The following is a 24,977-nucleotide window of genomic DNA, read 5'->3' as shown; positions in this document are numbered from 1 at the left end:
TGGACGGGACTTGAACTTTTCCTCAAAATGCCCTGTACACAAGGTCTGACAAAGGGTCGTTTTTTGGGCGCACCGCGCGGCTCACCTTTTAACAAAGTTTAACATGCCAAAAGTTAATTCATATATCATCATTTTTGATTTTAATCAAGTTGTTTCATATTTCTGCTTTTTTAAACTTTTGACGATAAAATTTGCGCTAAAAAGAAGTTTTTTGCAACATTTGGTTTCGACTTTACTCAAAAACCAAAATGAGACACCTACTTTTAGTAACCGCTATGTTATTTGTTTTTTCATGTAGCGAACCCGAAGACACGCCATCCACAAAGCCTGAAACACCTCAATCCGAGAATCCTGAAGATGAAAATCCTGAGGGTTCAGAACCACCAGAGTCACCTAAAGATTCAACTTTGATAGTTGGTTCAGTTTTTCCAGAGTTTGCCGATTTAGGTGATACTTTAAATTTGAGAGGTGAAAATTTTAAAAGGGACATACGCCTTTCTTTAGGTCAAAGACAATTAAAAATTCTTTTTAACAATGATAGTCTGGTTCAGTTTGAATTACCCTACTGGGGATTTGATCCAGACAGCCTGCATATCAAAATAGACAATCGTGACTCTATCGCAAATTTTCGAAACGCCTTTCAACTTTTCCAACCAGAAATTGATTCAATTCCTAGCAACTTTGGATTTAGGGATACGGTAGTGGTATACGGTAAGCACCTTACAAATCATCCTGAAGCTAAAGACAACATTGTCGAACTTAATAACGAGCGAATAACGGTAATTGATCAAAATAAAGATTCTATTCGCTTTTTATTGCCTTACAACATAGACAAGCATGAAAACAATATTTTGGTGAACGCGCAATTGCGCAAACTAATTAAAGAGAAAGGAGTGGTGATACCCGACCCTATTATCTCAGGAGTTTCAAGAGATAGTTTATTAATCGGCGAAAGCCTTACCGTGTATGGCTCAAATTTTTTCGAATCTAGAGATTACCTTCATGAAGTCTATGTTGGGGAAAACAGGGCACAAATTGACGAAGTATACCGTGACTCAATAATTGTAAAAGTTCCTTTAGGACCTTACACTCATAGGAATATAAATACTGTAAGGGTTAAAGTAGTAGAAAAAGAGACAACTGAAGACTTAGGGCTATACTTGAAAAACACGTGGTATCAATATGGTAGAATTGATGCGAGGGGACTTACTGATGGAAGATATGACTGGGATTATATTTCAGGTTGGAGTTTTAGTTATAACGATTCTTTTTATACTCTACAATTCAGGGGCTCAGGTGGTTTCTTTGGCAATCCTGACAAAGTTGGTTTTGTAAAATACAATCCTGCACTAAACAGTTGGGAGACCATGCCTAATATTGATATTGATTTTGATCCCGATAGAATAGATCAATTTTATACATTCTCGTTAAATGATGGCAATGTATATATCTACGTTGCTCGACAGACGAATAATTTTTATAAGTATGATTTGATATCTGGTGTTTTAACACCTATTCAGGATTTTGAAAATAATGAGGTTTTAAAAAAGCCAATGGGTTTTGTGTTGGGCAATACATTTTATATGGGAATGGGTTATACTGGAGGAACTTCAATCACACCAAATAGAAAATTTTGGAAGTTTGAGGAAGGCACGAATTCTTGGGCCTATGTTTCAGAAATGCCTTATGTTGAAGGACAAGGAAATGGATACCACTCTACGTATTATATCAATAATGGAAAAGCGTATATAAGTAATGGCCACCAACTTTATGATCTATGGGAGTTCACACCGGATGCTTCTTGGGTTCGCAAAAGTGATGTTATTAATCCCGCATCAGAAGCGGTTTTTTTCCAAATTGACAATAAAGGATATTATCATCCTCGACAATATACAGGTTATTCTGGAACTGATTTTCATCAATATGACATCGATTTGGACGAACATTCCATGAGAGAGGAATTGATGATTAATGGATATAGTTTGGATGGAAGATCTGTTTTTGTGAACAACGATTATGTCTACTTTATAGGATATACAGCGAGTCCCAATCTTCCAGACTACAGTTCCATTAGACGATATGACCATGTGGTCTTGAGAACCGAACTTTCAAACTTTACTAATCAATGAAAAAATCGTTTTTATACTTTTTTTGTTCAATTCTTATTTTTTCATGCTCTGAAGACAGTTCAGAAGAAGTATTGCCTCGGCCTGAATCAGAAGTTGAAACTGAAGAGAGTTTTGAGCTTTCAAATTTTGAGCTGGAAATCAAAGTTTTTGAAGATGGAGGGGTTATAATGGAAGCTTCAGCAAGTGAATTAGATTCTGGTGTAATTTCTGAACACGGATTTTTGCTTTCACAGTTAGAGAATCCAGATTTTAATAATTCACAAAAATTCGAACCTGATGAAATTGTAGGTAACAAATTTTCGCAGATTGTAGAAAATGATTTGGATTTTAACAAAGAATATTTTGTTTTGGCATACGTCAAAATTGGTGAAGAATACAACTATACTCAAATCGAGTCATTCGTTTCTACGGGTAGCAAGGCTCCCGTTATTGCTCAAATAAACCAAGCACATATTGGAGACACGCTTCAAATCAATGGCTCGAATTTCACATCAATCTCAAATAGAATAAAAGTTTTGTTTGATGAGGAAATTGGTACGGTATTGGAATCTACAGATACATTGATAAAATGTATTGTCCCTACAAGCCTTAAAAGGTTTAATCCTAAAGTGGTTGTAGATCTCTATCAAAAACAAGGTGCGTATGAGGAGTTCACCTTGTTCAAACCAATCATCGAGAATATTTCTGAAACATCTGTCTCAATTGGAGATACGCTTACTGTTTATGGTCAACATTTTGATTTTGAAAATGACAGGAACGCAATAATCGTAGATGAAAAGCAAGCTGAAGTTTTATTTTCATCTAGAGATTCAATCACTTTTGTTTTGCCAAAGTCTTTATCTTTTTCCACTAATTCTTTTGTTCTTAATTCGCAGTTGCAAGATGTTGGATCAGGCTTATCGTTTACGGTCAAATCTCCTATCATAACAGAGCTTCCTAGAAGTTTTCGCTCTTATGAGACCATTGAAATCATTGGTGATGAATTTAGTCCAATAGCTGAAGATAATATCGTGTTGTTTGATGATCATCAAGCTACGGTTTTTGAGGCTACTAAAACTAGGCTAAAAGTTAGAGTGCCAATTGGGCCGTATGATGATAGAAATCCTATACTTCAGATAAAGTTGATGGACCATATCTATCAATTTGAGGATAATCTTGAGTTTGTTGATACATGGTTGTTATATAAAGAACTTTCTGAAAATTATTTTCAACATTTTATAAGTAATGATATTGCTTACGTGTTCATTGAAGATGATGTGAACTCAAGGTTTTTCGTTCAGCGTTTTGACTCGGATTTGAATTTACTTTCTACCTTTTACGTGGACTATCCGAGAACATCTATCCGAGATGAATATTTCAGAATACTTTATAATGAAATGACCAACAGAGTCTTTTTTTATTTCATAGAGGACGATGAACCTAATTTTTACGAATTTTCGCTTACGTCCTTAGAGTTTGAAGTAAGAACAAAATATCCCGACAATCAAAGTAACGGAAATGCTATTTTTTCCATTCAAGACAAATTGTACATGGGGTTTGGAAACTTTACAGATGGATTGAATCCAAGTGAAAACCCTCAACCCTATGCTCAATTTTGGCAGTATGATGTTACTAACGATTCCTGGAATCAAACTGCCAATTTTCCAATTAACTATAGATTTAGAAGCAATACCTCAACGTTTGTTTTAAACAATGAAGGCTATGTAGGAAATGGTGCCACTTCAACAGGTCATTATGATTTTTGGAAATTTTCTCCTACAAATGATGAATGGATTCGAGTAGACAATTTCCCTGAAATAAAAAATAGAACGGCGTCATTTGAGTACAATGGTAGTGGTTATGTTGTTTTTGGAGGCTTTACAAGTTCGCAAGATGATGTATATAAATATGACACAAACTTAGATGATTGGTTAGAATTGGAAGATGTCAATGAATACTTTTTCCAAGATTATGGCCGCGCCCCTGAAGTGACCACAGCTTTAAAGTTTTCAGATGCCATTTACTTAATTGTCAATGAATATCCCAGTGACTTTTGCTTCAAGGCGGATTTGAATAAACTCTAAAATTTATTGACACGCAAGTTATGCGACTTTTAAAAATTTTATTGGTATTTGCACTCCTCATAACTGCATATGGTAAGGGGGACACCCCATCAAATTTTGAAGATGACTCGGATAGTGGTAATGAAGAAGAAGTCGTTGATAATGAAGAAGGTCAAGATGATGATAATCAAAACCAGGACACTCCACCTCCCAATAATCCTCCTTCAAGTTTCAGCCTCTTGAGGTTTACAAATGGAATGGAAAATGTAGAATTGGTAAATCCTGAATTTAGTTGGGAAGAGTCAATTGATCCCGATGGCGATACGGTCACTTATAGTCTTCTTTTTGGAATGGGAGACATGGAGCCCACAACGGTCATAGCTGAAAACTTGATGCGGACCTCATTTTTGTTTGAAACCACACTATCGAGAGACACTTTTTATTCTTGGCAGGTAATTGCCTCTGATACGAATGATGCTACAACTGATAGTGAAATATATAATTTCACTACAAGGCCCATAAAAGTCAGTAAACTTGTATCTGAAGCTGAATTTGAAGGTCGATCTGAACATACTGTTCTCGTTTTTGATGGAAAGTTATGGATTATCGGAGGAGTTGATCGCTTCGAACGTTCAGACGAGGTCTGGTCAAGTGAAGATGGAATTAATTGGACAAAAATTACTAACAACGCAGGTTTCGAATCAAGGGGCGAGCACGCCAGTGTAGTTTTCAATAACAAAATTTGGGTGGTAGCAGGGATAGATAATTTGGGAAATCCTTTAAATGATGTATGGTCAAGCGAGGATGGATTGAATTGGACTCAGGAAAATGCAGATGCACCATTCGCGGGTAGGTTAGATCACAGTCTTACAGTTTTTAACAATAAGTTATGGCTAATTGGTGGAGAGGATGGCACTTATGAGCTTGATGATATTTGGATGAGTAAAGATGGTGTTAACTGGGAACTGATAACAGATGATGCTGAGTTTCCAGCACGTTATGGCCATAGCGCCGTTGTATTTAATGACCACTTTTATCTTATAGGCGGACTTAATTCAAACCAAGGCAGTGGTTTTGGGGCATTGAACGATGTATGGTCAAGTAACGATGGAATCAACTGGCAAATTGAAACTGTCGATGCTGAGTTCTCTCCTAGATGGTCACATAGTACGACCATATTAAATGAAGAGATTTGGGTAATAGGAGGATTGGGTGGTGGAAGAAAAAACGATATATGGTCAAGCAAGGATGGTATTAATTGGACGCAGGAAATCCCAAGGGATGACCAAGAAAGATTTTCTTCGCGTTTTAACCATACTTGTACAGTATTTAATAATATGATATTCCTGATTGGAGGAAATGACGGAAGTCGGGAAAATGATGTCTGGACGTTGATTCCCTAAAAAAAAAAGGGTGGTTCTCTTATAATTAATTAACGTTCCACGTTAACAGTTATTTGTTCCCCTAATCTTCGCTCATCCAAATTAGTGAACATCACTTCTCGTGTGTCTCCTGAGTAGAAAAAGAATGCCGTATAGGCAAACGAAGAAGGGTTTTCTAGAACCAATTGATATTCGGTCCTTTCTGCGTTTAATTGAGTATCGATATTACCGGCTGGGTTGAAAAAGTAAAGATTACCATTTGAGGGTACCACAATTACTGGGGTCAAATTTTCACCGGCAACAATCAGTGTATCTCCAGGGCGATATAAACTTTGATTGATTGAGGATATTTTAGGCGCTCCTTCGGCTAAAACATCTATAAAAACATCCGATTCTACAATAATCCCATCGTATGGATAAGCCGGGTAAAGTGACCCACCTTCGCCGGATGAAAGTGACCAGTGTAAACGAACTGCTCAGATTTGATCTATCCGTGGGTTAAACTTAGTTTTTATTTTTCAATTTTCTTCTCATTGATTCTCCTTTTATATCTATTCTGTGTGCCGTGTGCACCAAACGGTCCAGGATGGCATCGGCCAGTGTTTTTTCACCTATAATGTCGTGCCATACTTCGACAGGTAGCTGTGATGCTATTATGGTGGATCTTTTGCCGTGCCTGTCCTCGATGATCTCCATCAGGGAGTGGCGGTTTATGTTGTCCAGGGGCTTCAGCCCAAAATCATCCAATATGAGCAAGTCCTGTCTTTCCAATCGGTTTATCTGTTTCAGGTAGGAACCGTCGGCCTTGGAGGTCTTTAGCAGGGTGAATAGTTTGGCGGTGTTGAAGTACATTGTTCTATACCCCATCGAGCAGGCCTGGTGGCCAATGGCGGAGGCCAGATAACTTTTGCCCACGCCCGTACTGCCCGTGACAAGTATGTTCTCCCTTTTTCGGATAAAGCCGCAGGAGCCGAGCCGCTGTACAAGATTTTTGTCCAGTTGGCGCGATGGACGGTAGTCCAAGGCCTCCATAACGGCCGTGTACCTGAACCTTGCGGACTTGGTCAATCGCTCTATCCTGCGGTTGCGGCGGTCGTCCCATTCGCTCTGGATGAGATAGGCGATGAGCTCGTCATTGGTGTAGGTGGTATCGGCACCTCCGGTTTCCATTGTTGTGGCGAAGGCCCTGTGCATTCCAAAGAACCTCATTTGTTTCATCAGTTCCATTGTTTTTTCGTTCATATGTTCTGTTTTTAAGTGTTGTTTTTATTCATAGTATTTTCCGCCCCTTATGTTCTTGTGCTCGGGCATTTCCAGATCCCCGTCGATACCTTCATCAATTTGGTCCCATCCCTTCTTTAAGATGCGCTCGACCATATTGTAATTGTACGCTCCATATTCCGAGGCACGTTTGCAGGCGTTCTCAAGACGTTCCCTTCCATACTTTTTGGCAAGGTGCAATATGCCAAGACAGGATTTATAGGATTGTTCCGGGTGCTGTTTCTTTTCCAATATGGCGATGATGTACCCTTTGCAGTGTTCGCCGATATTGCCTGCCCAACCAATGAACCTCTCACTGCTCCATTCGCTCACAAAGCGGTGGTGCGATGGCATATGGTCGGCCAGGGTGGTATAGCCATATTTCTTTTTGTTCCTTTTATGTACCGCGAACCTTTCGTGTTTATGGTAAATCTCGACGATGCTGTCGGTATAGACCAGCTTGACCTGTTTGCCGATATGGCGATAGGGAACACTGTAATAGTGCTTGTCCTTCCCAAAATAGATATGGCTGTTCTTGTGCACGGTACCTCGGGCATACCTTTTTATCTCATAGCGTTTTTCGGGCAAGGGCATCAGTTCTTGCCTCTCTATCTCAAGGAACAATGAACAACGGGAGTATTCCCTCCCCCTAAATGACATTCCATTGTGCTTCTCTAACAGCTCCCATATCGCTTTGTTGATATCTGTGATGTTATGGAAGGTCCGGTTCCGTAAAGGGGCGAACACCCTAGTGTAGATTATCTTCACGGCGTTCTCCACTATGGCCTTGTCCCTTGGCCTGTAGGTACGTGTGGGCAGTACGGCTGTTTCGTAATGTTCGGCAAAGTCCGCGAATACCTTGTTCAAACTAGGTTCGTAACGACTGCTCTTTGTCACGGCCGATTTGAGGTTATCGGGCACCAAGGCCTTTGGCACGCCGCCATAGAACCATAGGGCGTTCTCGGTACAACGTATAAAATCTTCCAGTTTTTGGCTTGCGCAGGCCTCCACATAGGTATACTGGCTGCTGCCCAGTATGCACACGAACACTTCCAGTTCCTGAAGTTCGCCGGTGTCCCTGTCGACGATATGGAGTTTCTTTCCCGTGAAGTCGATAAAGAGCTTGTCGCCGGCCTTATGCTCCATGTGCATCACGGGCGAGGTCTCCTTGCGCCATTCGGCGTACCAATACTTGAACTGTGAGAGCCTGAACCCATCGGGGTGCTTCGCATAATATTCCTCCCACAGCAATCGTCGCGTAACGCCCGTCTTGCGGAGTTCCTTGTCAAAGTGGGGAAAGTACTGCCTTAGGGTCAGCAGGCGTTGGCTCTTCGGCCTTTGCCCGTCCTTAAAAAGATTGTGGAGTTCCTCCAGGGTCATCTTCTCCACTTCGTACCCCGTGAAACGGTACCGCTTGAAGAATTCGATGTACTTTCTAATGGTAACGCGGGATATGCCCAATTGCTGGCTTATCCGTCGCTTGCTTACACCAGAGGTGTAGAGCTTATAAATCAGTTTTATTTTTCGCATATCTATCTGCTTGTTCGCCATGGTGCTTTTTTAGCAAAAAAAGCACTTCGCCATTTAGAGATAGATCTAATCTAAAGGTGGTACACTTTGGCCCGGCGCGGGGGGGTCAGTTTCGTCCGGCCAGCTATGGTCACTTTAACCCGGCGAGGGTGGTATACTATGTCCGGCGTTTCCACATTTATGATTTCTCCATTGATGGGTAATTGAAATAATGTGATAAGATTTTCGTTGTTCAAAATTCTATTGTTGACTATAACAGTATATACCTTTTGAGTACCATCTTCGGCTGTAACTGTATATTCCACTTCTTGGGTAAAGTTTCTAGGGGAACTAGGAGATGGGTTTATTGTGGCTCCCTCAGAAATTGTTATGGTAGGTTTCAGAGATACCAGACTTGCATCGGTAACGTTAAATACTATAGTGCTACTTGTCTGGTTAATTTGGCCCGAAATAACTTGACCGTTGATTTGTAATTGGAAAAGTGTAATTGAATTTCCGGAGCGCAATACTTCTTCGGATGAGGAGGAACAAGCTATTGTCAGGGCAAGCACGCAAAAGAGGACAATTTTTTTCATAGAATTATCTATTTAAGATAATGCGCCTAAAGTATAAAAAGATACTTAGTTTCATAAATTTATTGGGCAAAGAGTCTTTTTTGGAGATTTTCTAAATGGCAATACTGAAATCATTTAACGAGTTCAAATAAGTTCAATTTTCACAATAAACTATACTCTCGGTTAAACATTGACCACAATCAACTCACATTTTTATTATTTTTGAGCCGAATAATACTTTTAATCGGCTCATGCGCTATAATTGGCAACAAAAAGACTGGCCCAATTTTCAATATCAAACTACCGATGTTGAAAATAAACTCTTTGATTTTGCCCAACGTACGGGGCGAATTAGTGGTGTATTGGAGGGGCTATCAGAAACCGAGCAAACGGAGGCCATAATTAACCTTATGGTTTCAGAGGCCATAAAGACCTCTGAGATTGAAGGCGAGTATTTGAGTCGAAATGATGTGATGTCCTCCATTCGAAGAAACTTAGGGCTTAACCCAGAATTACCATTGACTAAAGACAAAAGAGCTGAAGGGGTGGCTGAATTGATGCTTGCCGTCCGTAATAATTTTAAAAAACCACTCACTAGTCAAATGTTATTCGATTGGCATACAATGCTAATGAAGGGCAACAATCAAATCCAAATAGGCCAATGGCGTACCCATGAAGAACCCATGCAAATCGTTTCTGGGGGTATGGGCAGGGAGATGGTCCACTTTGAAGCCCCTCCTTCTAAAAGGGTTTCTACCGAAATGAGTGGTTTTATCAAGTGGTTTAACGCCTCACAAGGCGAAATCAAGAAGCCCATTTTAAGAGCTGCCATTGCTCATTTGTATTTTGAAACCATACACCCTTTTGAAGATGGCAATGGTAGAATTGGCCGAGCAGTAGCGGAAAAAGCACTTTCGCAACGAATCGGTCGCCCCGTGCTGTTCAGTTTGTCCAAATCCATTGAGGAAAATAAAAAAGCCTATTACGATGCTTTGCAAAGGGCGCAGCGTTCCAATGAAATCACGGATTGGATAAACTACTTTGTCCAAACTGTTTTGGATGCCCAAATCGATGCCGAGCAAGAAATCGAATTCACTTTGAAAAAGACCAGGTTCTTTGACCAGCATAAAGATGAACTCAATGAGCGTCAACAAAAAGTCGTTCGCAGAATGTTGGAGGAAGGCCATCAGGGTTTTGAGGGGGGCATGAACTCCCGTAAATATATTTCTCTTGTGAGAACTTCCAAAGCAACAGCCACAAGGGATTTGCAAGACTTGGTGGCAAAAGGAATTTTTAGGCCTATTGGGGGTGGGCGAAGTACGCGATATGAAATCAATATTTGATTTCATGAGATAGGTAGATTACAAAAGATAAGCGATATTAGTAATAACTTACAATACATCGGGTTTATTCGTGAATTTCCGATAACGATTTTATTTTTGGCCTGAATAATAAATTATCCCATCTTACGCTGTTGTATAATATATTGTCATAAAATAGCTGTCAACAGAGATAACATAACCCACTTGCTATGAGCAAACCCTCTCTTTTGCTATATCCCAGAAAATTTAATCTAATTTTAATTTTGTTCACCTTATCCTTTATTAGTTGTTCGAAGGATGATAATGGAACCGAAGGTGATGCCTTTTACTCGGGTGCCTTGCAATCTGCAACCATGTCATCCCTTGAAGGTACTTGGTCTATTTTTGAGGTAGAATCGGATGGTAATAGAGTTGAAGTGCCTCCAACCACTCAAGATTGTGGAAGGGATTTTTTCAATTTTAGTTCCGAGAATCGATATTCAGAATTCTTATTTACCAATAGTTTGTGTACCCCGGAAACAAACAATTACAATGTAAACCTAGACAACGGTGTGGTAACCCTCACTGACCAATTTGGACAAAGTGAAGAATTGGTAATTGTTGAATTGACATCGGAAAGATTAAACTTTAAAGTTCAGTTTGATATTGATGAGGATGGGACTTTGGACATTTTGACCTTCTATGCTAGAAGATATACCCCACCCGCTGAAATGGACATATATTCCCCAACCTTCATCCACAATAATACCGTAGACCACTTGGATAAGATACGTATGAGTTGGATGCCCTATAAAGGATATAATCAATTCAGCAGATATGAAATCTATCGAAGTGCAGGAGATTGTGATAAAACGCAGGCTGAACTTATAGCAACCTTGGATTCGCCAGACATTGAATTTTTTATCGATGAAAACCCTGTTGTCAATAGTAATCTTTGTTATTATTTCAGGGTTTACACCGATCAGGGCTTGCTAGGAGAAAGCGAAATGGTATCAGTTGATACGGGAGATTTGGAGGTTTCCCCGGTTACATTATCCGAGCCTGTCGTTGGAAGTGAATCAATCAGCCTTAATTGGACGAAATATTCTGGTCGCTATTTTTCACACTACGAGGTGACAGCTCGCAATTACCAAAGTGGCTCGGGATATGGTTATCAAGAAGTAACCGTAGCAAGCATAAATGATATTGAAACATTGGAGTATGTTGATAATGACCCACCATACTTCTTAAATCCAGTATATACTGTATACGCTATTGATATTTTCGGAAACAAAAGTCTTGGAACAATTGAAGAAGTACACAGTTGGCAAGTAAATTTTGGGCGAAATGAATTACTAAAGCTCGATTTTATAAGAAAACTTGCTATTGACCCTGATGAGACCATAGTATATTTATATGGCAGGGAAAGCGGTACTCAAGAACTGAACATCATCCGATACAATTATAATACGCATAGCATTGAAGCAACATCTAATTTACCCCCTACTTCACACACGGATGTCGACATGAAGGTCATTGAGTCGGAAGAAGGCAAGGAAATTTTATTTGCCCAAGGAAGCAGTATTAATGTCTATGAAGCCACTTCCTTGAATTTTAAGTATGAAATGAGGGTGGTTGGGCTTTATCCTCGTTTTGAGGATTTTGTTTACCTAAGTAATAATTTATGGGTGTTTACCGATGACGATGATGTGTTTACATGCAGCAGAAATGGTAAAGATTTGAACCTTATAGAAAGTGAAATCCATTTTGATGCACACCAATCTTCCAATAACTATCAAATTATTGAATTGGACAATAACCAAGTGCTTGTTGGGCATTCCAATGAACCCAATAGTTTAAGGTTTACAATTGATGTAGATGGCTTTCTAACCAATCGAACCTCTGTGCCAATACCCATTTTATCTGATTGGGAAAAGGAAACATTTTTTAACGCCAATCAAAATTATATTATCAATTTGGTTGAAGGGCGGATATATTCAATGACAGACTATTCTATAATTGACACTTTTTCAGAGCCTGATTTTTCTTATGGAATCAGCAAAGATGGAAATTTGATTTTGGGATCCAAAAACGACCCAGATGAAAGGGTTGATCTTTCGAATTCGGTTCATGAGAAAAAAGTCTACATAAATAACAGGGCTTCGCTAACAGTAGAGGAATATTTAACTAAGGGTTATCCACATTTCATATTTGAAAACCATCTAGGTGAGATTGTAAGCATTTCTTCAGGGTTATTGCGATCGCGTCTAGATTCTGGTATGCCAGCTCCAGATTTTTTTATTGAACTTGTGGAATAAATATCTGAATTAGAGATATGTGCTCAATCTGTTTTTGAAGTTATTTCTTCTCAACTCTTAAGACAAGTGATGTCACTTCAAAAAATCGCATAGAATCTAAAAGAGGGCGAGCAAAACAGGGTTTTGCGCTGCAAGTCCCAAAACTTACACAAACTAATACTATGAAGTGTGCGGCAAAGGAAGATTCTAATTCATGGAAAGGGTTATTTTATAGGGTCTTTTTTAAACTCATTATTCATTTTTGGATTAATTTTTAATTGAAAATCAATGAGTCACGGGACTTTTGGCCCAAAAACCATTATTCACAGGATTTACTCGATTCGTAATAAACTAAATATCAATGGATAGCAATTATAACACGGCGCCAGCCTGTTATCCTCTTGCTCTTCCAAACCTATTACGAAGCAATACTAAAATTAGAAGTAAAGTTTTGAAAGTCCAAGTAGGTTGGTTGCGCCCTATGGATTTTCTTTTTTACGCTTTTCTTTCCGAACGCTAAAGAAATTCCACAGGTACCACGCGAAAAAGTCAAGGGTAAGATTGGGACTATATCTGAACATCATATGGACTTGGCTTGCTCTTGCATGATATTGTTCATCCTCAGTCTGGTCATATCCTCTATCAATTTACTGTCCAAAACCTTGGCGTAGATCTGTGTGGTCTTTAGAGAGGTGTGCCCCAACATTTTGCTGACGGACTCGATAGGGACACCGTTGGAAAGTGTTACGGTGGTTGCAAATGTATGCCGTGCTAAATGGGTAGTAAGTGTCTTCTTTATCCCGCATCCAATGGCTATTTCCTTTAGATAGAAATTGGTGCGCTGGTTGCTGTATACGGGCAAAAGGGTGCCCTTGGCAACCACCCGCGGATGGCCCTCATACTTCTGTATGATTGCCTCCGGTATGGGCAGAAGAGGAATACTGCTGAGTACCTTGGTCTTCTTACGGAGTGTCTTGATCATTCGCTGTCCGTTCAGATCGGTAACCAGATCATCATTGGTCAATTTTTCCACATCCGCAAAGGCCAATCCCGTGTAGCAACAAAAGAGAAAAATATCCCTGACGGTCTGTAACCTTTCAATATCAAATTGCTTTTCTACCAAACGTGTGAGTTCCTCTTGGGTCAAATATTGACGCTCTTTTTGTTTCCAGCTGGCCTTCCAATGGAAGAAAGGGTCTCGTTCAATCCATTCATTCGCATAGGCAATCCTGACAATTTTTTTGAGGTTCACTATGTATTTTATCGCCGTATTGTGCGAACAGTTTTTCCGTGATTTCAAGAAAAATTCCAGACTGGTTATAAATCCGTGGTCCAATTTTTTTACGGGTAGATCTTTCTTTCCATATCTAATTTGTATAAAATCTGAGACATGTTTGTAAGCTGCTTTATACCGCTGCAAGGTTCCAGGGTTATAGTCCTTCCCTAGCAAACTTTCCATTTCATCGTTGTGATCTTGGAATATTTCCAAGATCATATATTGCTTTTTAGTATTGCCCAAAAAGATGTTTTTCACCGTATCGGCATCCACAAATTCACCGCTCCTTACAAGCTCGTCATAAATGGAAACACACTTGGCCTTCAAGGTATCAAAAAATCGGTTCAACACCAGTATTTCCGGTGTTTTCCCCCGAACACGACCACTCTCCACATCCCATCTTTGCAGGTCAACCTGCTTGCCCGTACTGAACTCGGCACGCTTGCCATCAAGGGTGATTCGGGCGTAAATAGGGACTAAATTTTTCTTATTTGATTTTCTCTTTTTTGGGTAAAAAATGACGTTGATGGTAGAAAACATAAAAACAGGATCGCTTTAACACCCTCAAGTTACGAAAAAGGAGTCTTAAAAAAATGTTAACGAATCCTTGCAATAAATTATAAAACAGCAAATTACAGCGATGGAGGTGAGCACTTTTTTTGTCAAAAAATGCGCACCGAATTGCTCACCTATTATATGGTTTTAAAGGGGTTATTTTGGGGTCAAACAAAATGAAAAAAGCCTGTAAACATTTCATTTACAGGCTTCTAATAAAATTTGGAAATATTCCAAGCGGTCTGGACGGGACTCGAACCCGCGACCCCCTGCGTGACAGGCAGGTATTCTAACCAACTGAACTACCAGACCAATGATTTTATGCCGGTACCTATCGGCACTCCCGCAACAGCGGGATTCAAATTTTGTTCAAATGCTTCCTTGAAAGCGAGGGCAAATATACATTTACAATTTCATTTGCACAAAATATTTTTTTGGTGAAATGGGTCAAACAAATTTTTGGCGCTCAACCATAAAGGTATTGAGTACTCGTGAAAAATCTGAACGGACATCGGTTTCCACATATTTTATCTGGTACTGCATACATTTCAGCTTCAGGGCCCTTATATACTCTCCCACCTTTTTTTCATAGGCCTTTTTAATGTTCTCTGCATACAAATCGATGTACTGGCCGGTTTCTATATCGACAAATCGCTTGGGCGCATTATCAAAGTCAAACTTTAGTTCGTGCTCATAGTCCAACAAGTGGAACAACACCACTTCATGTTTGTTGTACTTTAAATGCCGAAGCGCCTCGAACAGTTTGGTTTCTTCAACCTCTGTCTGCAACATATCTGAAAAAAGAAAAATGAGACTCCTTCTATGTATTTTTTCTGCAATCTGGTGCAGATAGTGATAGGTGCGGGTCGCCTTTCCGGTATTTTTTGATTCGGGTATCGAATTCAGGGTCGATAAGAGCAATTGAAAATGACGTTCGCTGCTTTTTTCTTTTACGAAGAACTCATAATCGTCTGAGTAAACACTCAATCCGACGGCATCACGTTGTTTTTTTAATATGTGCATAAGGGCGGCGATGGCCAATACCCCAAAACCAATTTTGTTCAGATTTTCCAAGTGCAGTTTCCCCACTTCGGGGTAATGCATGGAGGCAGAGTTGTCCAACACCATGTGGCACCTTAGATTCGTCTCTTCCTCATAATGCTTGGTATACAGCTTATCGGTACGTGCGAACAGCTTCCAATCAATATGCTTGGTACTCTCGCCGGTATTGTAAATCTTGTGTTCGGCGAACTCGGCAGAAAATCCATGGAACGGACTCTTATGGATGCCACTGATAAAGCCCTCGACCACTTGACGGGCCAACAACTCAAGGTTTTGGAACAACTGTGCTTTGTGAAGCTCTGATTTGACATCCATAATAGCACCAATATAAAAGAAAAAGGCCTGGAAAACACCAGGCCTTTTTCAAAAACTTTCTTAAATCTCTCTTAGAGCACAGCGTCTATTGCATCGGTATACACCTTTTTGGGTGAAACGCCGACTTGTCTGTTTACAATCTCGCCATCTTTAAATACCAACACGGTAGGTATATTGCGAACCCCATATTTAGCGGCATATTGCTGGTTGGCATCGACATCGACTTTGCCTACAACCGCTTTACCCTCATACTCTTGGCTAACCTCATCGATGATCGGCCCCACCATTCTGCAGGGTCCGCACCAAGCGGCCCAAAAATCGACCACTACCGGTTTGTCACTTTTTAAGACAATTTCTTCAAAGGTATCGTCTGTTATCTCTAAAGCCATTTTTCGTTAAATTTATATTTGCAAACTTAGTCAATTCTACCTTTCATTCCTTACCCGGGTCACATTCATTTTCACTATCTGGGCATTGGGAAAAACTATGCTAATTCAACTTATAATGAACCTCTTGCTCTTCGAGCACTGAAAGTAGTTCACTCGAAATATTTACTTTTTGCTTTCTACTTGACAGGTTCAATTTTATCTCGTCTTGCATTTCATATACCACAAAATTCAAGGGATGCTTTCCTTTATGTAACCTTAAGGTGTCTTTCAGTTCTTTGATTCGTTTTTCTTGCAAGCGATCAATATCCAACTTGATGGTCAGTTTTTTGGCATAGGCGTCCATCACATCTTGCAATTGCTTAAAGTCATTGTACTGTAATCGAGGCTCACCTTTCTTGCCTGTCTCGCGATTGACCCAGCCCTCTCGCACGAACACTTTTACATAGACAAACGAGTTGACCATCAAAAAGTGCCTGAACTTCAAATATTCTTCGCCAAAAATCTTAAAATCGTGGGAGTCGGTATAGTCTTCCAATGTAAAAATGCCCCAACCCTTTCCATTCTTGGACATTCGGTGCTGCACATCGGTGATCACCCCTGCAAACGAAAGTTCCCTGTTCACAAAAGTGTCCAACCCATTTTTGAATATTGATATGCCCACGTTGCAAAAGGCATCGATCTCTTTTTTGAAATCGTCCAAGGGATGGCCTGAAATATACATGCCAACCACCTCTTTCTCCCTTCTGAGCTTTTCCATGGTGCCCCATTCTTCGCAAGGTGGCACCACGGGTTCTGGAATCTGCACCTCGCTTGCATCGCCAAATAGGCTTACCTGTGACGAGTTTTGGTTTTCTTGGTACTTGGCACCGTATCGTATCACTTTTTCCAAAAAGCTGATGCCATCGCCCTCTTGATGAAAATATTGCGCCCGATGGGTATCGCCGAATGAGTCAAAGCCGCCTGCCAAGGCCAAGCTCTCGAAGGCCTTTTTATTGGCAGCCCTGAGGTCTACCCGCTTGGCCATGTCAAAAACCGAACGATAGTGGCCGTTTTCTTTGCGCTCGTTTACAATGGCCTCTACGGCCGAGCGCCCCACTCCTTTGATGGCGCCCATACCAAAGCGGATGGCATTCTCTTTGTTAACTGCAAACTTGTAGTACGATTCGTTGACATCAGGACCCAAAACGGGAAGCCCCATGCGCTTACACTCTTCCATGAAGAAAGTGACCTGCTTGATATCGTTCATGTTGTTCGACAGCACTGCGGCCATATACTCTGCAGGGTAATGTGCCTTTAAGTAGGCCGTCTGGTATGCGATATAGGCATAACAGGTAGAGTGACTCTTATTGAAGGCATAGGAGGCAAAGGCTTCCCAATCCTTCCAAATTTTTTCAAGTATTTCCCTAGGATGGCCGTTCTTAACGCCACCATCCAAAAACTGGGGCTTCAACTTTTGTAGCAGGGCAAAAATCTTTTTGCCCATGGCCTTTCTCAACACATCGGCATCACCCTTCGAAAAACCGGCCAACTTCTGCGACAGACGCATTACCTGTTCTTGGTATACCGTGATACCATAAGTATCTTTCAGGTATTCTTGCATTTCTGGAAGGTCGTAGGTAATTTCCTCCTCTCCATGTTTGCGGGCAATAAAGCTCGGAATATACTCCATGGGGCCGGGTCGGTACAGCGCGTTCATGGCGATAAGGTCATCAAAAACCGTTGGCTTGAGGTTTTTGAGGTGTTTCTGCATACCGGGCGATTCGTATTGAAAAATACCCACGGTCTCCCCCCGTTGAAACAACTCATAGGTCTTTTCATCGTCCAACGGAAACTCATCGGGCACCAATTCAACACCGGTTCTTGCCTTGATGATTTTAATGGTGTCTTTGATAAGGGTCAGGGTCTTCAGTCCCAAAAAGTCCATCTTCAAAAGCCCTGCACTCTCCACCACCGAGTTGTCGAACTGGGTCACATATAGGTCTGAGTCTTTTGCCGTGGCCACGGGTACAAAATTGGTGATGTCATCGGGAGTGATTATGACCCCGCAGGCATGGATCCCCGTATTACGGAGGGAACCTTCCAACACACGTGCCATACTGACTGTTCTACCTTCCAGACTATCAGATTCAGCAATGTTGAGCAGTTCGTTGACCTTTTCCATTTCTTCAGATCTGAACATTTTCTTCAGGTCAGATTCTTCCTTTCCAAAGATCTTGTTCAGCTTGCCCATGGTGGGGATCAACTTGGCGATGCGGTCGGCGTCACCCAGGGGCAAATCGAGCACCCTAGCGGTATCGCGAATAGATGACTTAGCCGCCATGGTACCATAGGTTATGATCTGGGCCACTTGGTTGGTGCCATATTTTTTAATGACATAATCCATTACCTTGCCACGGCCCTCGTCGTCAAAATCAATGTCGATATCGGGCATCGAAACCCGATCGGGATTCAAAAACCGCTCGAAAAGCAAATCATACTTCAGGGGGTCTATATTGGTAATCTTGAGACAATAGGCCACCACCGACCCTGCCGCAGACCCCCTTCCGGGCCCAACCGAAACACCCATTTCACGGGCCGCCCGAATAAAATCCTCAACAATCAAAAAATACCCTGGATACCCTGAGTTTTCAATGGTCGCCAGTTCAAAATCAATTCGCTCCCTGATTTCATCGGTAATCTCACCATACCGCTCTTTGGCCCCTTCGTATGTGATATGTCGCAAATAGGCATTTTCACCTCTTTTACCGCCATCTTTCTCATCTTCGGGCACCTTGAACGCATCAGGAATATCGAACTTCGGCAACAATACGTCCCTGGCCAAGGTATAGGGCTCGACCTTTTCAACCACTTCTTGAATATTTAAAATGGCCTCTGGAAGGTCTTTGAAGAGCGTTTTCATCTCCTCTGAAGACTTGAAGTAATATTCTTGGTTGGGCAGACCATAACGATATCCCCTGCCTCGGCCTATCGGGGTCGAAACTTTTTCGCCATCTTTTACGCACAACAGAATATCATGGGCCTCGGCATCTTCTTTCTGGCCATAATAGGTATTGTTGGTCGCCACCAACTTTACACCATGCTTTTTCGAGAACTCGACCAACACCTTGTTGACCCGGTCTTCGTCTTCTTGGCCGTGGCGCATGATCTCAAGGTAGAAATCATCGCCAAACTCCGCCTTCCACCAAAGCAGGGCATCTTCTGCCTGTCGCTCACCTTGGTTCAAAATCTTGTTGGGCACCTCACCGTATAAGTTTCCTGAAAGTACGATGACATCTTCCTTATATTGCCTGATGACTTCTTTGTCGATTCGGGGTACATAGTAAAACCCATCTGTATAGGCAATCGAGGCCATTTTGGCCAAATTGTGGTATCCTTTTTTATTCTTTGCGAGCATCACTATTTGATACCCGTAGTCTTTTACATTTTTATTGGTATGGTCATCACAAACATAAAATTCACAGCCGACTATCGGTACGAGTTCATGGCCATCAAAAGCCTCTCCGCTTTCTTCGGCTTCCTTTCTTTTACGTTGGATGGATTTGTTGTGGGCATCCACTTCCTTTACAAAATGAAAGGCCCCCATCATGTTGGCATGATCGGTAAGGGCCACGGCAGGCATTTTTTGCCCAACGGCAAGGCGAACCAACTCTTTGGTCGACATGGTTGATTGCAATACCGAAAACTGGGAGTGGTTGTGCAAGTGAACAAAGGTTGCCTCTTCAAGTTTCTCGACGTTCTCGTCAAGTTCTTGCTGCGATATGCCACCCGTATCTTTCTTCCAAAGGGCATCGGCAATCTTTTGGGAAGCTTCCTTCAGGTTGATGTGCTTCAACCCGACCAGTTCCATTTCTTTGGGATTTTCTTTGGAGAAACGTTCAAAGTAACCGGGCGCTACGTCAAGTTGTTCTGGGGTGTATTGCCTTTTTCTAATAAGCTCCAAAAAACAACGTGCTGTGGCTTCCACGTCTGCAGTGGCATTGTGCGCCTCGGCAAAGGGTTCGCCAAACAAGAACTCATGCAGTTCGGTCAGAGTGGGAAGCTTGAACTTGCCGCCCCTGCCACCGGGAATTTTGCAGAGTTCCGCGGTTTTCTCCGTACAGGTATCCAAAACAGGAAGCTCTTGCAGCGAATTTTCAACGCCCTTTCGGTGAAACTCACAGGCCATGATGTTGACGTCAAAATCAACATTCTGGCCCACCACAAACTTTGTCTTTGAAAGTGCCTCGTTGAACTTTTCGAGTACCTCTTGCAAGGGGGTTCCCTCTTTCTCCACCAAAGCTGTTGAGATACCATGAACCTGCTCGGCCTCATAGGGAATGTTGAATCCTTCGGGCTTTACCAAAAAATCCTGGTGGTCTACCAAACGGCCCATGTCGTCGTGCAACTGCCAGGCTATCTGCACACATCGTGGCCAGTTATCGGTGTCGGTTATGGGGACATCCCAGCGTTTGGGCAAGCCTGTGGTCTCGGTATCAAAGATTAGGTACATCAACTATTCAATTGCGAGGAAAATCCTCAGATTTGACGTCGCAATCTCTCAATCGATGGAATAGATTGCTTCACTCAGTTCGTAATGGCTAAAATTATACAAAACCTCCTTTTTGAAAAAAAGGAGTTTTGAGGAGTTATCAACCAAAAAAGGCCCCGATCAAGGTCGGGGCCTTTTTAGAAGTATGTTGAATCAATTACGACACTGCCATCTCAAAGAAATTTGCTTTCTCAAGGGTTTCCCTGATTGCGTTTCGCTGCTTCATCAACAACGTTTCAGTTGATGGCGGCAATACAAACTCTTCATCGTTCAAAATATCATTGTAGGTGTTGATCGCTTCTTTTTCACCGCGTTCAACTTCTTTCAACATAGCTTCTTCGTCGTTATAGTCAAAGAATGCTTTAAGGTTCATCCAATTGCGGTGCAAGGTCCCTTTAAGACTTCCGCCTTTTTCAGGTTCTTGGCCATAAGCCCTTATTTCGTTTTTCAGCTCTTGGCCAAAGTTGTACCGTTGTTCCGCTTTTTGCTCAAAAAACTCTTTGATGGTAGGGTTCTTAACCTTTTCGGCTGCTTCTTTGAATCCCTTTTCCGCATCATAGGTCTTTTCTAGCAATTCATTTAGTTTGTTTGACATTTCTACAGTGTACTTCGTCATAATCCTTCTACATTTTTAATTCAACATGATGTTATTGGCTCTCAATAACTTTCACTATTAAATATATAGTTATTTTACTGCATATCAAGTATTTAGTATGGTTTTACATAAATTTAACGACGTTACTCGCGTCTGTTAAATCCTTTAACAAAAAAATGCGGCCCACTTATGCATAAAAAATCGGAGAGTTGTTTTATATTTGCACGCTCTTTGAGGAAAAGAGAATCCTGCCTTCGCAGGAACAGAATTAATAACCAGGGTCGGGCACCCTACAAATTAATGTGATATGCCAGTAAAGATTAGATTGCAACGCCATGGTAAAAAAGGAAAACCCTTCTATTGGATCGTTGCCGCAGATTCCCGTTCAAAAAGAGATGGTAAATTTTTGGAGAAGTTGGGCACCTATAACCCAAACACCAATCCAGCCGGCATCAGTTTAGATGTCGATGGTTCGGTAAAGTGGTTGCAGCACGGGGCACAGCCTACTGACACTGCCAGGGCCATTTTGAGCTACAAAGGGGTCATGTACAAGAAACATTTGTTGGGCGGTGTTGCCAAAGGAGCATTTTCAGAAGAAGAGGCAGAGAAAAGATTCAATGCTTGGTTGGAAGAAAAGGAAAGCAAGATCCAAGCCAAAAGAGATGGCTTGAGCAAAGAGCAGGCCGAAGCCAAAGCCAAAGCATTGGCGGCCGAAAAAGAAGCGAACGAAAAACGAATCGCTGCATCTCAGCCAGAGCCAGAGGCCGAAGAAGTGCCTGAAACACCCGAGGCCGCCCCTGAGGTGCCAGAAGAGGCTCCCGCAGCCGAAGAGATGAAAGAAGAAGCTGCACCAGAGGCCAAAGAAGCCAAAGCTGAGGAAGCCGCCGGTTCTGAAGAAGAATAATTTTTTATGACGATGCGCAAGGAAGAGTGCTTCTACCTGGGCAAAGTCGTTTCAAAATACAGTTTCAGGGGCGAGGTATTGGTGAAACTTGATACCGATGAACCTGAGATTTACGAAAACTTGGAATCAGTTTTTGTTCGCCTTTCATCGGACAATCTGGTTCCATTTTTTATTGATCGGTGCCGCCTGCACAAATCGGCGCTATTGCGCATCGATTTTGAGGACATCAAAGACGAAGCCGCTGCCGATAGCATATTGGGGGCCGAATTATATCTTCCGCTAGAAATGCTTCCGCCCTTGACGGGAAACAAGTTTTATTACCACGAAGTCATCGGATTTACACTGATGGATGAAAAGCACGGAGACATCGGCACCATCAAGGCCATCAATGACCAAGCCTCACAGGTACTCTTTGAAGCTGAAAAAAATGGCAAACAACTATTGGTACCCGTTGATGATGACATTGTTGTAAAAGTTGATAGAGCAAAAAAAACCATTCATGTCTCTACCCCCGAAGGCCTTATAGACCTTTATTTGGGCCATGGCTGAACCTGCTTGGCAATTTGTTTTTATCTTTACTTTCTATCCTAATATCAAAAAGATATGCTCCGCATTATCCCGTTGCTATTGGCCATTGGCGTTATCACATCTTGCCAGAACAAAGAAAAACACGTTCAAAAAAATACCGCTGCCCCCAATATTGTCATCATTCTTACCGATGACCAAGGCTACCAAGACGTGGGTGTGTTTGGCTCACCCAATATCAAGACCCCCCATCTTGACCAAATGGCCGGAGAGGGCGTCGTACTTACCAGCTATTACGCGGCACAGGCAGTATGTTCGGCCTCGCGCGCGGCTCTACTGACAGGCTGCTACCCCAATCGCATCGGTATACACAATGCCTTGGGGCCCGGCAACACCCACGGCATCAATACCTCAGAGACCACATTGGCCGAAATGCTAAAAGAAAAAGGCTATAAGACCGCGATCTACGGGAAGTGGCACTTGGGCCATCACCAAAAGTTTTTGCCTACAAGACATGGGTTCGACGAATGGTTCGGCATTCCCTACTCCAACGATATGTGGCCCTATCATCCACAACAGGGGCCAATTTTTAATTTTCCAGATTTGCCCCTTTACGAAAATGAGACCGTTATCGACACCTTGGTCGAACAGTCACAACTTACCGCCCAAATAACCGAGCGCAGCGTTGATTTCATCAATCGCAACAAAGACAAGCCGTTCTTTTTGTACGTGCCGCACCCCCAGCCCCATGTGCCACTTTTCGTTTCCGACAAGTTCAAGGGAAAATCTGAAAGGGGATTGTATGGGGATGTCATCATGGAAATCGATTGGTCGGTCGGACAGATTATGGAAGCCCTCAAAAAGAATGGCCTTGAAGAGAACACCATGGTGATTTTCACTTCTGACAACGGGCCGTGGCTGTCCTATGGAAACCATGCCGGTAGTGCCCTTCCCCTTCGAGAAGGTAAGGGAACAGCCTGGGAGGGCGGGCAACGAGAGCCTTTTATCATCAAGTATCCTGATAGCCTAGAAGCGGGAAAAGTCATTGAAAAACCGATTATGGCCATCGACCTGTTGCCGACCATCGCCGAGTTGACCGGGGCCACCCTTCCCGAAAAAACCATCGACGGCAAGAGTTCATGGAAACTGTTGAAGGGCGAAAGCGATGAAAGTCCACAAGAGGCTTATTTCTTTTATTACCGTGTCAACGAGCTTTTCGGGGTTCGTTACGGAAAATGGAAATTGTATTTTCCACACCGTTATCGAACCATGGATGGGCAAGAACCCGGCAAAGACGGGCAACCGGGCCAGTACCGATACGTTGAACTAGACGAAATTGAGCTGTACGACCTATCGACCGACATAAGCGAGACCAACAATGTGGCGGCAGAAAACCCTGAAGTGGTCGAAAAGATACGGCTCTTGGCCAACGATATGAGATCAAAACTGGGAGATTCCTTGCTGGAATTGGAGGGGTCTGAAACCAGAGAACCAGGCAGGCTTGATGGGAAAGCCCTTTAAATTTAAACAGTTTACCATCAACCAAGACCGCTGTGCCATGAAGGTGGGCACAGACGGGGTGTTGCTCGGGGCATGGACAGGGCTGGAAAACAATCCGGGCACCATTTTGGATGTGGGCGCCGGTACAGGGCTTATCGCCCTGCAACTTGCCCAGCGTAGTACGGCCGAGACGATTGATGCGGTTGAACTCGACGATAACGCCTTTGAGCAATGTGTAGAAAACTTTGAAGCCTCTCCGTGGCCTGATCGGCTGTTCTGCTACCACGCCTCTTTTCAAGAGTTTGTAGAAGAAATCGATGATACCTACGATTTGATTGTTTCAAACCCTCCCTTTTATTCAGAAAATGTGTCCAGCGGAAATACGTCAAGGGACCTTGCCAGGCAAAACCAATCGCTCCCATTCAACGATTTGATTGTGGGAGTCTCCAAATTACTTTCAGGGAGGGGCAGCTTTGCGACCATCATTCCACACGAAAAAGAAGCATCGTTTGTCGAAATGGCCGCTGAGAACAACCTTTATTCCAGTAGAGTGACCAAGGTCAAGGGCCATCCCGATTCCAATTTCAAACGTAGTCTATTGCAGTTTTCACGTATCGAAAGTATTCCCTCGATAGACGAATTGACCATAGAGATCTCCCGACACCGTTATACACCTGAATTCATTTCCCTGACAAAAGACTTTTATTTAAAAATGTAACATTTGGTTCGATAAATGTTGTATTTGATTAATACCTTTGACAAAGAATCCTTAGGGATTCTTTGTCATTCCGCATCGAGTGCGGAATCCATTTGTTAATTATAAAGATTCCCGC

At 42.1% G+C, this 24,977-nt stretch carries 17 protein-coding genes and 1 tRNA gene; 9 read left to right on the top strand and 9 right to left on the bottom strand.

All coding sequences use genetic code 11. From position 1 onward, the window contains the following. Window positions 1–248: 248 nt before the first annotated feature. Genes VC82_RS08520 through VC82_RS08510 form a run of 3 tightly spaced genes read left to right on the top strand, consistent with a single transcriptional unit; the run spans window position 249 to window position 5,574 of the window. A complete protein-coding gene (locus VC82_RS08520; protein WP_157518029.1) occupies window positions 249–2,129 on the top strand; it encodes an IPT/TIG domain-containing protein in 1,881 nt (626 codons plus the stop codon). Beyond that, window positions 2,126–4,192, top strand: coding sequence for an IPT/TIG domain-containing protein (locus tag VC82_RS08515; RefSeq protein WP_045801997.1), 2,067 nt, complete (start codon window positions 2,126–2,128; stop codon window positions 4,190–4,192). The genes VC82_RS08520 and VC82_RS08515 overlap by 4 nt, the downstream gene beginning before the upstream one ends. Window positions 4,193–4,212: 20 nt before the next feature. Continuing rightward, the gene (locus VC82_RS08510; RefSeq protein ID WP_045801996.1) at window positions 4,213–5,574 is read left to right on the top strand and encodes a Kelch repeat-containing protein; all 1,362 of its coding nucleotides are present in this window, start codon (window positions 4,213–4,215) and stop codon (window positions 5,572–5,574) included. Window positions 5,575–6,057: 483 nt separating this feature from the next. Here VC82_RS08510 and istB read toward each other — a convergent pair whose 3' ends face one another. The 3 genes from istB to VC82_RS08495 are packed head-to-tail and all read right to left on the bottom strand — an operon-like array spanning window position 6,058 to window position 8,918. Next, window positions 6,058–6,795, bottom strand: coding sequence for an IS21-like element helper ATPase IstB (gene istB / locus VC82_RS08505; protein WP_045800686.1), 738 nt, complete (start codon window positions 6,793–6,795; stop codon window positions 6,058–6,060). Window positions 6,796–6,819: 24 nt separating this feature from the next. After that, window positions 6,820–8,364, bottom strand: coding sequence for an IS21 family transposase (istA, locus tag VC82_RS08500; protein ID WP_045800687.1), 1,545 nt, complete (start codon window positions 8,362–8,364; stop codon window positions 6,820–6,822). A gap of 50 nt (window positions 8,365–8,414) precedes the next feature. Further along, window positions 8,415–8,918, bottom strand: a complete 504-nt coding sequence (locus tag VC82_RS08495; protein ID WP_045801995.1) for a DUF5018 domain-containing protein — start codon at window positions 8,916–8,918, stop codon at window positions 8,415–8,417. Between the two features lie 230 nt (window positions 8,919–9,148). Between VC82_RS08495 and VC82_RS08490 the strand changes: the two genes are divergently transcribed. Both VC82_RS08490 and VC82_RS08485 read left to right on the top strand, forming a co-directional pair. Further along, the gene (locus tag VC82_RS08490) at window positions 9,149–10,240 is read left to right on the top strand and encodes a Fic family protein (RefSeq protein WP_045801994.1); all 1,092 of its coding nucleotides are present in this window, start codon (window positions 9,149–9,151) and stop codon (window positions 10,238–10,240) included. Window positions 10,241–10,428: 188 nt separating this feature from the next. Further along, complete coding sequence (locus tag VC82_RS08485; protein WP_084598182.1) at window positions 10,429–12,516, top strand: lipocalin-like domain-containing protein; 2,088 nt, start codon at window positions 10,429–10,431, stop codon at window positions 12,514–12,516. A 559-nt stretch (window positions 12,517–13,075) separates the two neighbouring features. On the opposite strand, the gene VC82_RS08480 is transcribed toward VC82_RS08485, so the two are convergent. From VC82_RS08480 to VC82_RS08455, 6 genes are all read right to left on the bottom strand, one after another. Then, window positions 13,076–14,311: a site-specific integrase gene (locus tag VC82_RS08480; protein ID WP_045801992.1), complete on the bottom strand. Its 1,236-nt coding sequence runs from the start codon at window positions 14,309–14,311 to the stop codon at window positions 13,076–13,078. 253 nt (window positions 14,312–14,564) lie between these two features. After that, window positions 14,565–14,638, bottom strand: a tRNA-Asp gene (locus tag VC82_RS08475). Between the two features lie 135 nt (window positions 14,639–14,773). Next, complete coding sequence (locus tag VC82_RS08470; protein WP_045801991.1) at window positions 14,774–15,703, bottom strand: DUF58 domain-containing protein; 930 nt, start codon at window positions 15,701–15,703, stop codon at window positions 14,774–14,776. Window positions 15,704–15,774: 71 nt separating this feature from the next. Then, window positions 15,775–16,092 (bottom strand): thioredoxin, encoded by a 318-nt coding sequence (trxA, locus tag VC82_RS08465; RefSeq protein WP_045801990.1) that lies wholly within the window; start codon window positions 16,090–16,092, stop codon window positions 15,775–15,777. Window positions 16,093–16,192: 100 nt separating this feature from the next. Continuing rightward, a complete protein-coding gene (dnaE, locus tag VC82_RS08460) occupies window positions 16,193–20,581 on the bottom strand; it encodes a DNA polymerase III subunit alpha (protein ID WP_045801989.1) in 4,389 nt (1,462 codons plus the stop codon). A gap of 196 nt (window positions 20,582–20,777) precedes the next feature. Continuing rightward, on the bottom strand, window positions 20,778–21,236 hold the full coding sequence (locus VC82_RS08455) for a ferritin-like domain-containing protein (protein ID WP_045801988.1): 459 nt from the start codon (window positions 21,234–21,236) through the stop codon (window positions 20,778–20,780). Window positions 21,237–21,522: 286 nt separating this feature from the next. Here VC82_RS08455 and VC82_RS08450 point away from each other — a divergent pair, with 286 nt between their 5' ends. The 4 genes from VC82_RS08450 to VC82_RS08435 are packed head-to-tail and all read left to right on the top strand — an operon-like array spanning window position 21,523 to window position 24,862. Next, the gene (locus VC82_RS08450) at window positions 21,523–22,119 is read left to right on the top strand and encodes a 30S ribosomal protein S16 (RefSeq protein WP_045801987.1); all 597 of its coding nucleotides are present in this window, start codon (window positions 21,523–21,525) and stop codon (window positions 22,117–22,119) included. Between the two features lie 12 nt (window positions 22,120–22,131). Beyond that, on the top strand, window positions 22,132–22,668 hold the full coding sequence (gene rimM, locus VC82_RS08445; RefSeq protein ID WP_045801986.1) for a ribosome maturation factor RimM: 537 nt from the start codon (window positions 22,132–22,134) through the stop codon (window positions 22,666–22,668). A gap of 54 nt (window positions 22,669–22,722) precedes the next feature. After that, window positions 22,723–24,165: a sulfatase family protein gene (locus VC82_RS08440; protein WP_045801985.1), complete on the top strand. Its 1,443-nt coding sequence runs from the start codon at window positions 22,723–22,725 to the stop codon at window positions 24,163–24,165. Further along, window positions 24,149–24,862, top strand: a complete 714-nt coding sequence (locus tag VC82_RS08435; RefSeq protein ID WP_045801984.1) for a tRNA1(Val) (adenine(37)-N6)-methyltransferase — start codon at window positions 24,149–24,151, stop codon at window positions 24,860–24,862. The genes VC82_RS08440 and VC82_RS08435 overlap by 17 nt, the downstream gene beginning before the upstream one ends. Window positions 24,863–24,977 lie beyond the last annotated feature (115 nt).

It is taken from the genome of Flagellimonas lutaonensis (genome assembly GCF_000963865.1).
Taxonomy (GTDB): Bacteria; Bacteroidota; Bacteroidia; order Flavobacteriales; family Flavobacteriaceae; genus Flagellimonas_A; species Flagellimonas_A lutaonensis.
The sequence above is the reverse complement of the archived record's forward strand: the minus strand, read 5'-3'. Positions and strand labels throughout refer to the sequence as shown.

Coding starts and splice junctions, on each gene's coding strand:
- VC82_RS08520 (WP_157518029.1), top strand. CDS start 249: ATGAGACACCTACTTTTAGTAACCGCTATGTTATTTGTTTTTTCATGT.
- VC82_RS08515 (WP_045801997.1), top strand. CDS start 2,126: ATGAAAAAATCGTTTTTATACTTTTTTTGTTCAATTCTTATTTTTTCA.
- VC82_RS08510 (WP_045801996.1), top strand. CDS start 4,213: ATGCGACTTTTAAAAATTTTATTGGTATTTGCACTCCTCATAACTGCA.
- istB (WP_045800686.1), bottom strand. CDS start 6,795: ATGAACGAAAAAACAATGGAACTGATGAAACAAATGAGGTTCTTTGGA.
- istA (WP_045800687.1), bottom strand. CDS start 8,364: ATGGCGAACAAGCAGATAGATATGCGAAAAATAAAACTGATTTATAAG.
- VC82_RS08495 (WP_045801995.1), bottom strand. CDS start 8,918: ATGAAAAAAATTGTCCTCTTTTGCGTGCTTGCCCTGACAATAGCTTGT.
- VC82_RS08490 (WP_045801994.1), top strand. CDS start 9,149: ATGCGCTATAATTGGCAACAAAAAGACTGGCCCAATTTTCAATATCAA.
- VC82_RS08485 (WP_084598182.1), top strand. CDS start 10,429: ATGAGCAAACCCTCTCTTTTGCTATATCCCAGAAAATTTAATCTAATT.
- VC82_RS08480 (WP_045801992.1), bottom strand. CDS start 14,311: ATGTTTTCTACCATCAACGTCATTTTTTACCCAAAAAAGAGAAAATCA.
- VC82_RS08470 (WP_045801991.1), bottom strand. CDS start 15,703: ATGGATGTCAAATCAGAGCTTCACAAAGCACAGTTGTTCCAAAACCTT.
- trxA (WP_045801990.1), bottom strand. CDS start 16,092: ATGGCTTTAGAGATAACAGACGATACCTTTGAAGAAATTGTCTTAAAA.
- dnaE (WP_045801989.1), bottom strand. CDS start 20,581: ATGTACCTAATCTTTGATACCGAGACCACAGGCTTGCCCAAACGCTGG.
- VC82_RS08455 (WP_045801988.1), bottom strand. CDS start 21,236: ATGACGAAGTACACTGTAGAAATGTCAAACAAACTAAATGAATTGCTA.
- VC82_RS08450 (WP_045801987.1), top strand. CDS start 21,523: ATGCCAGTAAAGATTAGATTGCAACGCCATGGTAAAAAAGGAAAACCC.
- rimM (WP_045801986.1), top strand. CDS start 22,132: ATGCGCAAGGAAGAGTGCTTCTACCTGGGCAAAGTCGTTTCAAAATAC.
- VC82_RS08440 (WP_045801985.1), top strand. CDS start 22,723: ATGCTCCGCATTATCCCGTTGCTATTGGCCATTGGCGTTATCACATCT.
- VC82_RS08435 (WP_045801984.1), top strand. CDS start 24,149: ATGGGAAAGCCCTTTAAATTTAAACAGTTTACCATCAACCAAGACCGC.